13 protein-coding genes are annotated in these 15985 nt (G+C 66.8%); 11 read left to right on the forward strand and 2 right to left on the reverse strand.

What is annotated here, in order from left to right; all coding sequences use genetic code 11:
• Positions 1-194: 194 nt before the first annotated feature.
• Entirely contained in the window at positions 195-752 is a 558-nt protein-coding gene (gene greB / locus DFR40_RS05485) for a transcription elongation factor GreB (RefSeq protein ID WP_121457491.1), read from the reverse strand.
• The gene (locus tag DFR40_RS05490; RefSeq protein ID WP_121457492.1) at positions 752-1060 is read right to left on the reverse strand and encodes a hypothetical protein; all 309 of its coding nucleotides are present in this window, start codon (positions 1058-1060) and stop codon (positions 752-754) included. The genes greB and DFR40_RS05490 overlap by 1 nt, the downstream gene beginning before the upstream one ends.
• A 67-nt stretch (positions 1061-1127) precedes the next feature.
• On the opposite strand from DFR40_RS05490, the gene DFR40_RS05495 reads away from it, so the two are divergent.
• The 11 genes from DFR40_RS05495 to DFR40_RS05545 all read left to right on the forward strand — a co-directional run bounded on the left by DFR40_RS05495 (position 1128) and on the right by DFR40_RS05545 (position 15974).
• On the forward strand, positions 1128-1349 hold the full coding sequence (locus DFR40_RS05495) for a YdcH family protein (RefSeq protein ID WP_121457493.1): 222 nt from the start codon (positions 1128-1130) through the stop codon (positions 1347-1349).
• Positions 1350-1362: 13 nt separating this feature from the next.
• Entirely contained in the window at positions 1363-1686 is a 324-nt protein-coding gene (locus tag DFR40_RS05500) for a hypothetical protein (RefSeq protein ID WP_121457494.1), read from the forward strand.
• A gap of 30 nt (positions 1687-1716) precedes the next feature.
• The gene (locus tag DFR40_RS05505) at positions 1717-2763 is read left to right on the forward strand and encodes an aldo/keto reductase (protein WP_121457495.1); all 1047 of its coding nucleotides are present in this window, start codon (positions 1717-1719) and stop codon (positions 2761-2763) included.
• Positions 2760-3554 carry a ferritin-like domain-containing protein gene (locus tag DFR40_RS05510; RefSeq protein WP_121457496.1) on the forward strand — a complete coding sequence of 265 codons (795 nt, stop codon included), beginning with the start codon at positions 2760-2762 and terminating at the stop codon, positions 3552-3554. The genes DFR40_RS05505 and DFR40_RS05510 overlap by 4 nt, the downstream gene beginning before the upstream one ends.
• A gap of 192 nt (positions 3555-3746) precedes the next feature.
• Positions 3747-5567 (forward strand): DEAD/DEAH box helicase, encoded by a 1821-nt coding sequence (locus tag DFR40_RS05515; RefSeq protein ID WP_121457497.1) that lies wholly within the window; start codon positions 3747-3749, stop codon positions 5565-5567.
• Between the two features lie 188 nt (positions 5568-5755).
• The gene (locus tag DFR40_RS05520) at positions 5756-8035 is read left to right on the forward strand and encodes a TonB-dependent hemoglobin/transferrin/lactoferrin family receptor (protein ID WP_121457498.1); all 2280 of its coding nucleotides are present in this window, start codon (positions 5756-5758) and stop codon (positions 8033-8035) included.
• Positions 8036-8090: 55 nt separating this feature from the next.
• Complete coding sequence (locus DFR40_RS05525) at positions 8091-9053, forward strand: ChaN family lipoprotein (protein ID WP_121457499.1); 963 nt, start codon at positions 8091-8093, stop codon at positions 9051-9053.
• A 35-nt stretch (positions 9054-9088) separates the two neighbouring features.
• Positions 9089-13012 carry a cobaltochelatase subunit CobN gene (gene cobN, locus DFR40_RS05530; RefSeq protein WP_121457500.1) on the forward strand — a complete coding sequence of 1308 codons (3924 nt, stop codon included), beginning with the start codon at positions 9089-9091 and terminating at the stop codon, positions 13010-13012.
• The gene (locus tag DFR40_RS05535; protein WP_121457501.1) at positions 13009-15132 is read left to right on the forward strand and encodes a TonB-dependent receptor plug domain-containing protein; all 2124 of its coding nucleotides are present in this window, start codon (positions 13009-13011) and stop codon (positions 15130-15132) included. The genes cobN and DFR40_RS05535 overlap by 4 nt, the downstream gene beginning before the upstream one ends.
• 33 nt (positions 15133-15165) lie before the next feature.
• Positions 15166-15648 carry a MotA/TolQ/ExbB proton channel family protein gene (locus DFR40_RS05540; RefSeq protein ID WP_121457502.1) on the forward strand — a complete coding sequence of 161 codons (483 nt, stop codon included), beginning with the start codon at positions 15166-15168 and terminating at the stop codon, positions 15646-15648.
• The gene (locus DFR40_RS05545) at positions 15645-15974 is read left to right on the forward strand and encodes a DUF2149 domain-containing protein (protein ID WP_211329735.1); all 330 of its coding nucleotides are present in this window, start codon (positions 15645-15647) and stop codon (positions 15972-15974) included. The genes DFR40_RS05540 and DFR40_RS05545 overlap by 4 nt, the downstream gene beginning before the upstream one ends.
• Positions 15975-15985: the final 11 nt, after the last annotated feature.

Below are 15985 nucleotides of genomic sequence, written 5' to 3' on the forward strand. Positions count from 1 at the left end.
TCGCCGCGCCGTCTCGTTCGATTCGTCTGCAGCAGAGAAGCGAGATTATGTACCACTCACTCACTTCCGTCAAGCACTTCAGCAAAATTTCTTTCACCTCACCGCCTGCCTCACACCGCCGGAAACCCCGTCGCTGCAAGGAAGGTGCGCATTCTACACGCACCACAAAACTCGTCAACTGAATTTTGAAAATTTCACGCAATCGTTTCGTAACGCACTTCCAGGATATCGATTTCCCGAACGCCGACCGGGCTCTGGAAACGAATGCTGTCACCTTCCCTCGACTTGATCAGCGCGCGCGCCAGCGGAGATATCCAGCTGATGCGCCCGGCCGATGCGTCGGCCTCGTCGATACCGACGATCCTGTAGGTATGTTCACTGCCATCGGCTTCGCCAATGGTTACCGTTGCCCCGAAGAAGACCTGGTCGTTGTCACCCTGACGTAGCGGATCGACGACTTCGGCGATATCCAGGCGCTTGCTCAGGAAGCGGATGCGCCGATCGATCTCGCGCAGGCGACGCTTGCCATATATATAGTCGCCGTTTTCCGAGCGGTCGCCATTCGACGCCGCCCAGGCGACGATCTCGACAACATGCGGTCGCTCGCGCTTGACCAGATGCTCGAGTTCATCCTTGAGCCGGGCATGACCGGCCGGGGTGATGTAGTTGCGCGCCCCCGCGGGGATGCGCAGGGCCGGTTGCAGCGCCTCGTCATCCTCTCCGTCGCTTTCCCTGACGAAGGCCTTGTTCATCAATAACCGATGCTGTACTGCTCGACATCGACACGGATCAGGTCGCGGCCGAGGATGGCGGCGGTATGCCTGGCGAACTGTTCGCCCCAGGCCGGTTGATCTCGGAAACGGTCGCTACCGGCATACTTGGCGACACTGAGGATACGGTCGACGGCGAGGATCTTGCCGGTCGGCGTGGCGACGTCGCATTCGAGATTGACGAACTCGCGGTCGAACCACTGACGCGCCTCGTCGGCCGCACCGGCGCCGGCGAGGCGGAATTCGAATTCGGCGTCCTTGCCGAACGAGACGATGATGTGGTGTTGCATTCTGTTCTCCTCCTGTTATTGGTTCGGTTATTCTAAGCAAAACCCCAAATGCTGTCAGGAGCACCCCATGGCCCTCCGCCCGCTGACCGATACCGAGCTCAGCGACATCCGCCTGCAACTGAATGAACTGCAGGTCGAGCATCGCGACCTCGACCAGGTGATCCTGCACCTGATCGAAAACCCGCCGCCGGACGAACTGCTGATCCGGCGACTGAAGAAACGCAAGCTGGCTCTCAAGGATCGCATCCTGCTGCTCGAACAGATGCTGGTTCCCGACATTCCCGCCTGACCCTCTATATATAGTGCACTTCCCCGACAACGCCTTCGGCGATCCTTTCGACATCGCCCACCTGCCGTTGCGCCGCCCGGCCGAGGGCTATGCGGTCCAGATGCTCGACACCGATCGCCTGCTCGACCGCAACAGCGGCGACTTCCTGCCCGTACGCAGCCCGGCACTGCAGGCACTGTTCCCCGATTTCGCCAGCGCCCACGACGCTGCCGGCAACTGGGTCCGGCACCACTGCCCGGCGGCCGACACACACCGGCTGGCGATCGTGCCGGCCAGTTTCGACCCCATCCTCGAACGCCATGTGCTGATTTATGGCGTACTTTGCGGTCAACCCTGAATTCAACCCGATTTTCCGGAGCCAACACCGATGAGCCTGTTCAAGAATCGCCCGCTCGGCCGCAGCGTACTGAGCGTTCCCGAAATCTGTCTGGGCACGATGACCTTCGGCGAGCAGACCGACGAAGCCGATGCCCACGCCCAACTCGATTACGCGCTGGCGCACGGCATCAATTTCCTCGACACCGCCGAGATGTATGCGGTACCGGCCCGCGCCGAAACCTGCGGCGCCTCGGAAAGCATCGTCGGCCGCTGGCTCAAGCGGCAGGTGCGGGAAAAGATCATCGTCGCCACCAAGGTCGCCGGCCCCAGCCGCAACCTCGACTGGATCCGCGGCGGCCCGCTGGCAATCGACCGCGCCAACATCCGCGCCGCCGTCGAAGGCTCGCTGCAGCGCCTGCAGACCGACTACATCGACCTCTATCAATTGCACTGGCCGGAGCGCAACCAGCCGATGTTCGGGCAATGGCAGTACGAGCCCGACAAGGAGCGCGACTGCACGCCGATCCGCGCCCAGCTGGAAGCGCTCGCCGAACTGGTCGGCGAAGGCAAGCTGCGCCACGTCGCGGTCTCCAACGAGCACCCCTGGGGAATCATGGAGTTCACCCGGCTCGCCGACGAATTCGGTCTGCCGCGCATCGTCTCGACGCAGAATGCCTACAGCCTGCTCAACCGGACCTACGAAACGGCGCTGGCCGAAACCTGCCACCGCCAGCAAGTCGGCCTGCTCGCCTACTCGCCGCTGGCCTTCGGCCACCTCAGCGGCAAATACCTGGACAACCCGACGGCAGCCGGGCGGCTGACGCAATGGCCGAATTTCGGCCAGCGCTACGCCAAACCGAACGTCGCCCCGGCCGTCGCCGCCTATGCCGAACTGGCGCGCAGCCACGGCCTGACGCCGACGCAACTGGCACTCGGCTTCGTCCGCTCGCGCTGGTTCGTCGCCAGCACCATCATCGGCGCCTCGTCGCTGGCACAACTCAAGGAAACCCTGCCGGCAACGCTGACGCCAATGCACGCCGACCTGCTCGCAGCGATCGACGCAATCCACCTGCGCTATACCAATCCGGCACCATGAGCGCATCGCTGTTCGCCCGCCTGGCGGAGGCGCTGGCCGCCACGGAAATCGATCAAAAACTGGCGTTGACCGTCAGCGTCGACGCCGACTGGCGCGCCGGCCGGCTCGACTGGCGCGACACGACACCGGTCGAACTGCACTGCGGCAGACCGGCACGGCCCGAGATCGTGCCACCAAAAGCCGTGCCGCAGCGCAGCCCGACCACGCCGGAAGGACGCGCCCGGCTGCTGCACGCGATCGTCCATATCGAATTCACCGCGATCAACCTGGCGCTCGACCACGCCGCCCGCTTCCGCGGCCTGCCGCAGGCCTACTACGCCGACTGGATCGGCGTCGCCGCCGAAGAGGCGGCGCATTTCTCGCTGCTGCGCAAACGACTGGCCAGCTACGGCCACGACTACGGCGACTTCCCGGCCCACGCCGGCCTCTGGGAAATGGCCGAGAAAACCGCCGCCGCCCCGCTCGCCCGCATGGCGCTGGTGCCGCGCCTGCTCGAAGCGCGCGGCCTCGACGCGACGCCGCCGATCCAGCGCCGCCTGGCCGAAAACGGCGACGCGGCGAGCGCCCGCGCCCTCGACATCATCCTGCGCGACGAAATCGGCCACGTCGGCCTCGGCGACCGCTGGTTCCGCGAATTTTGCGGTCAACGCGGCGTTGACCCCGAAAATGCCTACCGCGAGTTGCTGATCGCCTACAAGGCACCGCGTCCGCCAACGCCGATGAACGAAGCGGCCCGCCTGCAGGCCGGTTTCAGCGCCGCCGAACTGGCGGCGCTGGCAAAAAAAAGGTAGAATAATCAGTTCAATGCGTTGATGCATCGCCCGCAGTAACTCCGAGCAGCCCCCGGTTTTTCAGTTCTTGTGCAGGATTCACCCCATTGATTTCTTCCCCGGCATGGCTGCGTCGGGGTCACCCAGGCCGCCCGCGATTCGGGCGAATACCGCTGCCCGTCGCGAACCGGCAGCGCGGAAAGGAACAGCATCATGACGTCTACCGTCGACAGCTTTGCCGAACTCGGCTTGAGCGAATCCCTGCTCAAGACCCTGAGCGAAATCGGTTACGAAACCCCCTCCCCGATCCAGGCCCAGTGCATTCCCATCCTGCTCGATGGCCACGACATCCTCGGCATGGCCCAGACCGGCACCGGCAAGACCGCCGCCTTCGCCCTGCCCTTGATGGAAACCATCGACATCAAGGTGAGCAAGCCGCAGGCGCTGATCCTGACGCCGACGCGTGAGCTGGCGATCCAGGTCGCCGAAGCCCTGCAGAGCTACGCCAAGAACCTGCCCGGCTTCCACGTGCTGCCGATCTACGGCGGCCAGAGCTACACCATCCAGTTGAAGCAGCTGGCGCGCGGCGCCCACGTCATCGTCGGCACGCCGGGCCGGGTCATGGACCACCTCGAGCGCAAGACGCTCAACCTCGACCACCTGAAGACGCTGGTCCTCGACGAAGCCGACGAAATGCTGCGCATGGGCTTCATCGACGACGTCGAATGGATTCTCGAACACACGCCGGAACAGCACCAGACCGCGCTGTTCTCGGCAACGATGCCGGAACAGATCCGCCGCGTCGCCCAGAAATACCTGGTCGAACCGCGCGAGATCAAGATCAAGGCCGCTACCGCAACCGTCGCCGCCATTCGCCAGGTGTACTGGCAGGTCTCCGGCATGCACAAGCTCGACGCGCTGACCCGCATCCTCGAAGTCGAGGACGATTTCGACGCCGCCATCATCTTCGTGCGCACCAAGACCGCCACCGTCGAACTCGCCGACAAGCTGAACGCCCGCGGTTACGCCGCCGCCGCCCTGAACGGCGACCTCAACCAGCAGATGCGCGAACGCGTCATCGACCAGTTGAAGTCCGGTGCGCTCGACATCGTCATCGCCACCGACGTCGCTGCCCGTGGCATCGACGTGCCGCGCGTCAGCCACGTCGTCAACTACGACATTCCGTACGACACCGAAGCCTACGTGCACCGCATCGGCCGCACCGGCCGCGCCGGCCGCACCGGCAACGCCATCCTCTTCGTCGCCCCGCGTGAAATCCGCATGCTGCGCACCATCGAGCGCGCCACCCGCCAGCCGATCGCACCGCTGACGCTGCCCAGCCGCGCCGACGTGACCAACAAGCGCGTCGCCGACTTCAAGGCCAAGGTGGCCGAGGTACTCGATGCCGAAGGCCTCGATTTCTTCGCCAACATCGTCTCGCAACTGTGCGAGGAAAAGGATGTCAGCGCCGAGGAAGTCGCTGCCGCGCTGGCGATGATGGCCCAGGAAGGCAAGCCGCTGCAGATCGCCGGCGAAGACCCGGCGCCCCGGCCTTTCCGCGAGGACCGTGGCGATGACCGCCGTCCGGCCAGCTTTGGCGACCGCGAGCGCAAGCCGCGCTTCGAGGATCGCGGCGAACGCCCGCGCTTTGAAGACCGTGGCGAACGTAGCGAACGCCCGCGCTTCGAGGACCGTCCGCCGCGCAGCGAGCGTCCGGCGCGCCCGGCACCGGCCGGCGACATGGTGCGCTACCGCATCGATGTCGGTCGTGAGCACGGCGTCGAAGTGCGCGACATCGTCGGCGCGATCGCCAACGAAGCCGGCATCGAAAGCCGCTTTATCGGCCGCATCGGCCTCTACGAGGAATCGAGCACGGTCGAGCTGCCCGCCGGCATGCCCGCAGAAGCAGCCAACGCCCTGAAGCGCACCCGCGTGCGCGGCGTGCCGATCAACCTGCGCCCCGACGAAGGCCGTCCGGGTGGCGGTTTCAGCGGCGAACGCAAGTTCAAGAAGAAGCCCTTCGCCGACCGCTAACAGCAAGATGGCGGCGCCGCAATGGCGCCGCCAGTCTGTTCGGCAAAAAAACAACACCGATGCCCATGCCGGGCGAAATTGCTTTCTGCTTGAAGTTGCCTATGTAACAATAGCGATTCTCATTTAGCGAGCCAGCCACGATGTAGCGCCAGCCAGCGAGTTCGAAGATCAACTTGACTGGAGGTTCCATGCATCGCTCAGCCCTGTACGGCTTGCGCGCCATTCCGTTGGCGCTTTTCTGCGCCTTCCCGCCGCTCCCCGCCTTCGCCGACAACACCCTCGGCGAAACCATCGTCACCGCCAACCGCCGCGAAACCAGCGTCGACAGCATGACGACCACCGTTACCAGCATCAATCGCGAACAGCTCGACCGCGCCCTGCCAATCGACGACGCCGACCTCTTCCGCGATGAAACCGACGTCGTCATGGCGCGCGACTTGCGCCGCCACGGCGCGACCCGGGTCAATATCCGCGGCATGGAGGACAACCGTGTGGTGTCGACCATCGACGGCGTGCGCATGTCTGATCACCTGGACTTCGGCGGCCCGACCAACTACACCTCGAGCGCCCCGATCGGAGTCATGCCCGATTTCCTGCGCCGCGTCGAAATCGTCCGCGGCCCGGCCTCCAGCCTCTACGGCTCGGACGCCCTCGGCGGCCTGGTCGGCTACCTGACCCTCAACCCGGAAGACATTGCCCGCCACGGCGCCGCCTTCGGCGCCCGCGCCAAGGCCAGCTACAGCAGCGCCAACCGCGGTTTCACCGGGACGCTGATCGGCGCCTGGCGCGGCGAAGTGGCGGACTTCCTGTTCGGTTACTCCCAGGGCGCCAGCAAGGAGACCGAGAACATGGGCAGCAACGGCAGCCGGCACAGCAGCGTCAACGGCAACCACAACTCGAACACCCGCAGCAAGCCGAACCATCTCGACAACGACGACAAGGGCGCGATCGCCAAGCTCGTGCTGCGGCCGGCAAGCGGCCACCGCGTCACGACCACCGTGGAAGGCCGGCAAACGCAGACCGACGCCGACATTCTGCTCATCCCCTACGGCCTGCGCCGGGTCGAGACGATGAGCGGCAACGACGAAAGCCGGCGCCTGCGCGGCAGCATCGAGTACGAGCACAAGCCGGCCAATGCTTTCTACGACCGGCTCGCGGCGCGCCTCTCGCACCAGCGCTCGACAACCGAAAACGACAACTTCCAGCAGCGCAGCAACACCTCGTTCAGCGGCCTCTCCGGCTGCTCGGCAACCGGTGTCGGGGCCAACACCTGCGACATCTGGCAGGTTTTCGAGTTCGCCCAGACCGATACCGCGGTCAACGTGCAGCTGGATTCGAGCTTCAGCGTCGGCGCCAGCACGCACATCCTCAGCTACGGCTTCGACCTGATGCGGCAGTCGGTAGCCACCGAGCGCAACAACTACGCGCTCCGTGCCGGCATCAAGGTGCCGAACCCGGGCGGCGATGCCGATACGGTGCATGACTTCCCCGACGGCAAGACCGACAAGCTCGGCGTCTTCATCCAGGACGAGATCGGCCTGTTCGCCAACCGTCTGACGCTGACCCCCGGCATTCGCTACGACCGGACCAAGCTCAAGCCCGACAACGATGCCGACTGGAAGGGCGTTGGCCAGCCGCCGGGCGCCACCTGGAGCCATGTATCGCCGAAACTCGGTGTGCAATGGCAGGTCGACCCGATGCTCAGCGCCTACGGCCAGATCGCTGGTGGTTTCCGGGCGCCGAACTACAAGGACGTCAACTACGCCTTCTTCAACCAGGCCCAGAGCTACGCCGTCGCTTCCAACCCCGACCTCAAACCGGAAACCAGCGTCGGCGTCGAACTGGGCGTGCGCGGCCGCACCGCCCGCGCGTCCTTCCAGTTCTCCGTCTACGACAATCGCTACAAGGACTTCATCAGCCTGGAGAGCCTCGACTGCCCGACCAACCCGGCGTGCGTCGCGGGCGCCGCCTTCGGCACCTCGCAGTACCAGAACCTGGCCAAGGTCCGTATCTACGGCGCCGACCTGCGCGGCGCCTACCGCCTGACCGAGCAGTGGCAAATCGACGGATCGCTGTCCTACGCCCGCGGCAAGGACGAGGATACCAACGCCGGCCTGACCAGCATCGAACCGCTACGTGCCAGCCTCGGCGTCCAGTACACCGTCGGCGACTGGGGGGCCGAAGGCCGCCTGCGCCTGGCCAAGGCCAAGTCCCGCAGCAGCCTGGGCAACACCACCACGCAGTACTACCGTCCGGCCGGCTATGGCGTCACCGACCTGACCGCCTGGTACCGTCTGTCCCGGAACACGCGCATCGTCGGTTCGGTCAACAACCTGTTCGACAAGAAATACTGGCTGTGGGGCGATACCCGCCACGTCGGCCTGACCACGGCCGCAACCGACACCAACCCCGACTTCTTCACCCAGCCGGGGCGTAATTTCCGCCTGTCGCTGCAAGCCGATTTCTGACCCCAGCGGCCGGCGCTGCTGCAAGCGCCGGCCTTTTCCTTTTCAGGGAGGCATCATGCCGGCACCGCTGTGCAACAATCCGGGAAAAATGCGTCCCGATGACGGTCGACCGTCATCGGGACGCATTTTTCTCCAGCGTCTTTCCCGGGCCGGCGCGCTGCTCGCCGCCTGCCTGCTTGGCCCCGGCACAGCCGCCGCCAGCGAACGCATCGTGGCCACGGCCGACGGCCAGGCGATCGGACGTGAAGTGCTGCTGCAGCGTCTCGCCGGGCACGACCTGATCCTGCTCGGCGAACTGCACGACAACCCGCATCACCATGCCGCCCGGGCCTGGCTGCTCGAGAAACTGGCAGCAACCCGGCCGGCAATCGTCGCCGAGCACCTCGAGCACGGCCGGCAGGCCAGCGGCAACGGCCCCCTGCTCGCCGATCTCGAAAGCGCCGGCTTCGATGCCGGCAACTGGCGCTGGCCGGTACACCAAGCGCTGTTCGAGGCAGCCCGCCGTACCGGCGGCACGCTGCACGGCGGCAACATCCCGCGCCAGCTTGCCCGCGACATCGTCAAGCGGGGCGCCGACGCACTGCCCGCCGACGTTGCCGCGGCGATCGCCGACGCCCCACTCGACGCCAACGCCCGGCAAACGCTAGAGCGCGATCTGCTCGACAGCCACTGCGGCCAGCTACCGGCCACGTTGATTCCCGGCCTGAGTCTGGCTCAACGCGCCCGCGACGCAGCGATGAGCCTGGCCATCGGCACCGCCCTGAACAGCGGCCACCCGGTCATCCTGCTCGCCGGCAACGGCCATGTCCGCCGCGATTACGGCATCCCGGTCCTGCTCGAACGCCAGCAGCCGGGACGCCGGCGTGTCGCCATCGGCTTCCTCGAAAGCGACACTGCCAACGCCGCACAAGCCGCCGCACTGGCCAGCCGTTTCGATTACCTGTGGATCACCGAGCCGGCCGAGCGCCGCGATCCCTGCCTGGATTTCCCCAAGCCACAGACGGCACCGGCCGCCTGACCCCGTTCACTTCCCGACAGCCCAGCCAGGTGCCCATGAGCGAGCTACGCGCCCTCCTTCTTTCCGCCCTTCTCTTCTGCAGCGGCCAGGCGGTCGCCGGGAACATCCTGTTTGTCGCCACGTCGCCGGTGCCGCCGGGCAAGTTCAAGGTGATCGCGGAAATTGCCCAGAAATACGGGTTGACCGTGGACGCCCATTTCGCCGAGCGGATCGCACCGGAGAAGGCGGACACGCTGTTCGACGGACGCGACGCGGTGATCTTCGACGCCGGCCGCAGCCACATGCAGGACGCGGTCAGGCGCCGGCTGGAAAAACCACTGGCCCGGCTGAATACCCGGCACATCTGGATGCGCGACAATGGCCCGCTCGCCGCCGGGTTCACCCAGACGCAGGCCGAACGCCTGCACGCCTATTACACCAACGGCGGGCGCGCCAATTTCGACGGTTTCTTCGCCACCCTCGCCGCCGAACTGCGCGGCCAGCCGGCGCCGAAGGTGGCGCCGCCATTCGTCTTCCCGGAAGACGCCGTCTACCACCCGCAAGCCCCCAACCAGGTATTCGCGACGCCGGCCGAGTATTTCCGCTGGCGCGGCATCGACCTTGAAAAGCGGCCGCCGACGGTGGCGATTGCCTTCCACCAGATCTACATCGGCGCCGAGCAGACCGCCTTCATCGACGACCTGATCGCCCGCATCGAAGCCGGCGGCGCCATCGCCCTGCCGTACTACGCCGGCGTGATGACGCCGCATGCGCCGATGCTCACCGTTGCCGGCAAGCCGGTCGCCGACACGCTGATCAACACCCAGATCATTCTCAACCCCGAAGGCTGGCGCAAGGAACTGGAAAAGCTCGGCATTCCGGTGCTCCAGGCGCTCGCCTACCGGCGCGGCGACGAGGCCGCCTGGCGGGCCGACGCGCAGGGCCTACCGATGATCGACGTCCCCTTCTACCTGTCGCAGGGCGAATACGCCGGCATCATCGACGCAATCATCACCAACGCCGCCGGCAAGGACGGTCAGGTCGTCGTTTTTCCCGAGCAGACCGCCGCCGTCGTCAACAAGGCGCTCAAGCTGGTTCGCCTGCAGCGCCTGGCCAACGCCGACAAGAAGGTGGCGATGCTGTACTGGAACTATCCGCCGGGCGAAAAGAACCTGTCGGCCTCCTACCTCAACGTGCCGCGCAGCATCGAAGCCATGCTCAAGGCGATGCAACAGGCGGGCTACGATGTGCGGGCGGACGAGGAAATCCTGCTGATCAACAACCTGCAGCGCCTGCTCGCCCCCTTCTACCGCGACGGCGAACTCGCCGGGCTGCTGCGCGACGGGCTCGCCGAACGCCTGCCGGTGAAGGCCTACCGCGCCTGGTTCGACCGTCAGCCGGCGCAGCAGCGCGCGGAGATGCTCGCCCGCTGGGGGCAACCGGAAAAATCGTCGATGGTCGTCGTCGACCGTGGCGAAGCCTACTTCGTGATCCCGCGCTATCCGGTCGGCAAGATCGTCTTCTCGCCCCAGGCGCCGCGCGGCGAGCGCTGGGAGGACAAGGAAAAGGCGCTCTACCACTCGTCGGTGGCGGCGCCCTCGCACTACTACATGGCGCACTACCTGTGGGTGCGCGAGCAGTTCAAGGCCGACGCCATCGTGCACTACGGCACGCACGGCTCGCAGGAATGGCTGCCCGGCAAGGAGCGCGGCCTGCCGGTCGGCGACTACCCGCTGGCCGCCATCGGCGATGTGCCGGTGATCTATCCCTACATCGTCGACAACATCGGCGAGGCGCTGCAGACCAAGCGCCGCGGCCGTGCCGTCAACATCACCCACCAGACACCGCCGTTCGCACCGGCCGGCCTGCACGGCACGCTCAATGAAATCCACGACCTGCTGCACGACTGGCAGCGCCAGGACGAAGGCGCGGTGAAGGAGAAAATTGCGGTCGACCTGCTGAAAAGGGTAAAAAAGGAACGCATCGACAAGGACATGGGCTGGGACGAGCAGCGCATCGCTGCCGACCTGCGCGGCTTCGTCGACGAACTGCACAGCCACTTGCACGAACTGGCGCAGACCGCGCAGCCGCTCGGCCTGCACACGCTGGGCACGGCGCCGGCCGAAAAATTCCGCCTCGGCACCGTCCTCCTGATGCTCGGCAAACCGTTCTGGGAAGCCGCCGCCAAGGCGACCGGCGTGCCCGACCAAGACCTCGACGAAGCCTTCGTCGGCGATTATGAGAAGAGCGCCGAAACGCCGGCCTGGCGCCTGCTACGCGCCTTCATCGACGGCCAGCCGGTGGTCGCCGACAATAAGCTGAAAGGCCAGCTCGAACAGGGTCGCAAATGGTACGCCGACCTCGGCGCCGCCGGCGAGATGGACCGCCTGCTGGCGGCGCTGGCCGGCCGCCACATCCCGACCTCCTACGGCGGCGACCCGATCAAGAATCCGGACGCCCTGCCGACCGGGCGCAACCTCTACGGCTTCGACCCGTCGCGGGTGCCCACCAAACAAGCCTGGGAGGCCGGCAAGGAAGCCGCCGCCGCGCTGATCGCCGCGCACCGCGCCAAGACCGGGCGGGCGCCGAAGAAGCTGACATTCACGCTGTGGTCGGTGGAAACCATGCGCCACCAGGGGCTGCTCGAAGCGCAGGCGCTGGCGGCGATGGGCGTCGAGCCGGTATGGGACGCCGGCGGCCGGGTCATCGACGTCAGGCTGATCCCGCGCGAACAGCTCGGGCGCGCCCGCGTCGACGTCGTCCTCTCGGCCACCGGCCTGTACCGCGACCACTTCCCGAACGCCATGAAGCAACTGGCCAAGGCGGCCGAACTCGCCGCCCGCGCCAACGAAGCCGACAACCCGGTATACGCCAACAGCCAGCGCATCGCCGCCAGCCTCAAGCAGCGCGGCGTGCCGGAAGCGGCCGCACAACGGGCGGCGGAAACACGCATCTTCTCCAACGCCTCCGGCCGCTACGGCACCGGGCTGGACGACGCGGCGCTGGCCACCGACACCTGGAAAAGCAAGGCCGAAGGCGACCGCAAGCTGGCCCAGCTCTACCTGCGCAACATGCAGTACGCCTTCGGCAGCGACGAATCGAGCTGGGGCAGCAAGGGCACCGTCGGCGGCGAAGACGTCAACCTCTACGCCGAGCACCTCAAGGGCACCGAGGGCGCCGTACTGTCGCGCAGCTCCAACCTCTACGGCATGCTCACCACCGACGACCCCTTCCAGTACCTCGGCGGCATCGGCAGCGCCGTTCGTTATCTCGACGGCAAGGCGCCGGAACTGTACATCGCCAACCTGCGCGGCAGCGGCGCCGGCAAGGTCGAAGGCGCCGACAAATTCCTGGCCAAGGAACTCGCCACCCGCAACTTCCACCCCGGCTACATCAAGGGGCTGATCGCCGAAGGCTATTCCGGCACCCTGCAGGTGCTCGACTCGATGAACAACTTCACCGGCTGGACCACGGTCGCCCGCGAAATCGTCCGCGACGACCAGTGGCAGGAGTTCGTCGATGTCTATGTCCGCGACAAGCACCAGCTCGGCCTGAAGGACTGGTTCGAGAAGAACAACCCGCACGCGCTGGCGCAGACCATGGAGAAGATGCTGGAAATGGCCCGCCACGGCTACTGGCAAGCCGACGCGAAGACGGTCGCCGAATTGAAGGAACGCTACAACGATCTGGCCCGCCGCTTCGACGTCCGGAGCGACAACGCCGCCTTCGAGAAATTCGTCGCTGCCGGCTTCGGTAGCGCCGCCGCGCCGCGCCCGGCCCCCAGCGCGAGCCGCCCGCAAAGCGCCGCCGACCTGGCGCCACCGCCCGAACCGGCAGCGCCGCCGCCGATCCAGGGCATGCTGCTGCAGAAGGTCGAAATCAAGGCGCCGGCGGCACCACCCCTGGCGCTGTTCGGCGCCGGCCTGCTGCTCCTGGCCGGCCTCGGCGGCGCCGCCTCGGCCTGGCGGAGGCCGGCATGAGCCGGCATCTGGGCCTGCTCGCGCTGACCCTGGCGGCGCTGCCGGCACTGGCCGACGAGACGCGGACGCTGGAGACGATCACCGTCACCGCAAGCGGCGACGCGATCGATGAAAGGCTCGCCGCGGCAACCCAGAAAACCGTCATCGAGCGCGCGGAAATCGAGGCCCTGGGGGGGTTGACCGTCAACGAGGTGATTCGCAAGCTGCCCGGCATCGACGCCGGCAACCACAGCGGTGACGGCGGCCCGGCCGCCAACGCCCGCGGCATGGGCCGCGACGCGGTGCAGTTCCTGGTCGACGGCGAACGCCCGAGCGCCAACGCCCGCTACGCGCTGACCGCGGTCGGCCGACTGCCGTCCGGCGAACTCGAGCGCATCGAGATCCTGCGCGGCGCCTCGGCCGAACACGGCGGCGGCGCCGCGATCACCGTCAACCTGATCATGAAGAAAGCGCGTCCGAGCACTGCCTCGACCTCGCTGCGCGTTGCCGCCGGCACCCGCGGCGACGAAGCCAACGGCCAGCTCAGCGCCAGCCTGGGCGGCGGCGACAAGGCCTTTTCCTGGACCTTGCCGCTGTCGATCAACCACCACGGCATGCCCACCGACAAAAAGACCGTCCGCCAGGCGTCGACCGCCGGCATGCGCACGGCCTGGGAAATCGAGCGCGAGCGCGGCGCCTACACGCTCGACGAATTCATCCTTTCGCCGCGCCTGACCTGGCGCGACGATGCCGGCACGCTGACGTTGTGGCCCAGCCTCTACCACAACCGCGGCGAACGCAGTACCGAGGTCGACCGCCTGGCCTACGCCGATCCGCTCGCCGGCAGCGGGCTGGCCGACGATGGCGGCCGCCGCGACCGCGAGGACAGCGCGATGACGCTGCTGCGCCTGCGTCTCGAAGGCGAGCGCAAGTTCGCCTTCGGCAAGCTTTCCGGCCGCGTCGCACTACTCGACGGCGAGCGCCGCAGCGACACCGCGCGCCGCTGGCGCGATGCGCTCGGCGCGACAACGCGGGCCGACGAGGCGATCCGCCGTGACGAAAACGAATTTTCCTCCGCCGTGCGCGTCGACCGTGGCATCGGCAACGGCCTGTTTTCCGCCGGTCTCGAACAGAGCTGGCACCGGCGCGAGGAAAGGCAGCGCATCACCGGTGCCGGCGCGCTGCGCAGCGACCATGCGGCGACGTCGAAACAATGGAGCGCCTGGCTGCAGCACGAGGCGCCGCTGGGCGACAAACTGACGCTGACCGGCGGCCTGCGCGGCGAACACATCGCGCTCACCGCCGACGGCCGTGCCCAATCGGCCAGCCAGTTGGCGCCGTCGCTGGCGGCGCGCTTCGAGATCGCACCCGACCTGATCTTGCGCTCCTCAATCGGCGCCGGCATCAAGGCGCCGAAAATCGACGAAATCTCGGGGTTGACCGTGCGCGCCACCGGCAGCAACAGCCCGCTCGAACCCGACCGCGCCGGCAACGGCAGCCTCGAGGCCGAGCGCAACCTCAACTGGGAAGCGGCGCTGGAAAAACGCCTGCCCGGCGACCTCGGCATCGTCGGCGCCAACCTTTACCTGCGCCGCACCGAGGATTTCATCGAACGCCGCACGCAGCTCGAAGGCACGCGCTGGGTCGAGCGCCCCTACAACGAGGGCACGGCCCGCCACTGGGGGCTGGAACTCGACGCCAAGCTGAAGACCGACCGCCTCGGCTGGAAAGGCGCCGCGCTGCGCAGCCACCTGACGCTGCCGAAAGCCCGTGTCGACGATGAGCGCCTCGGCCTGACCCGCGACGCCCGCGAACTGCCGCGCTACCAGTTCACCCTCGGCGTCGACCAGGCGCTGCCGGCGTGGCAGGCCAGCGCCGGCTTCCGCCTGACACAGCAAGGCCGCGTGCGCACCGACATTCCCGGCGAGACGAGCACCCGCCAACGCCCGAAAACCCTGCTTGACCTCTACCTGACCCGGCGACTGACGCCGCAGCTGAACCTGCGCCTCGACGCGCAGAACCTGCTGCGCGCCGACACCCGCCGCATCGCCACGTTCACCGCCAGCGCCGACGACTGGCGGCTGGCCGGCGACGAGCGCGGCCAGCGCACGCTGCTGCTGTCGCTCGAAGGCAAGTGGTAAGCCGCCCCCATTCACCCACCGCACGGAGACCCCATGTCCAATCTTGTCGAACTGACCATGTACCAGATCTCGCAGCTCTTCCTGCTGCCGACGCTGGCGCTGATCGCCGCCCTCTTCCTGTACGCCTTCTGGGTGCTCGGCGAATTCCTCGTCCTCGCCTGGCGCCGCCGCAGCGGCCACGGGCGACCGCTGGTCGCCCAGTTCCGCGCCCGACCGACGCTCTCCGACGACCAACTCGACGTGCTCGCGCACAAGGCGCTGGAAAATCCGCGCATCGCCAGCCGGGTAACGCCGATGCTCGGCCTGGTGGCGACGATGATCCCGATGGGACCGGCGCTCAAGTCGCTCTCCGACGGCAACCTCGCCGAGGTCTCGAACAACCTGACGATCGCCTTCTCGGCGGTGATCCTGGCGCTGATCGCGGCGTCGATCACCTACTGGGTGGTCAACGTCCGGCGCCGCTGGCTGGCCGAGGAAATCCTCGAAATCCAGGCGCTGCGTGGGGTGGCGGCATGAGCCTGAAGCTGCTGCACGAGCCGGAGACCGAGGATCCGATCCTGTCGGTGGTCAACCTGATCGACATCTTCCTGGTGATCATCGCCGCGCTGCTCATCACCGTCGCCAAGAACCCGCTGATCAATCCCTTCAACAAGCAGGACGTGACGGTGATCACCGACGCCGGCAAGCCGACCATGGAAGTGCTGGTCAAAAAGGGCGAGAAGATCGAGAAATACAAGGCGAGCGGCGAAATCGGCGGCGGTGACGGCGAGAAGGCCGGCGTCGCCTACAAGATGAAGGACGGTTCCATGGTCTACGTGCCGGAAACCGCGCCCGCCCAGTAACCCAGCCACCA

Origin of the sequence: Azonexus fungiphilus, from assembly GCF_003634965.1 — a bacterium.
GTDB lineage: Bacteria > Pseudomonadota > Gammaproteobacteria > Burkholderiales > Rhodocyclaceae > Azonexus > Azonexus fungiphilus.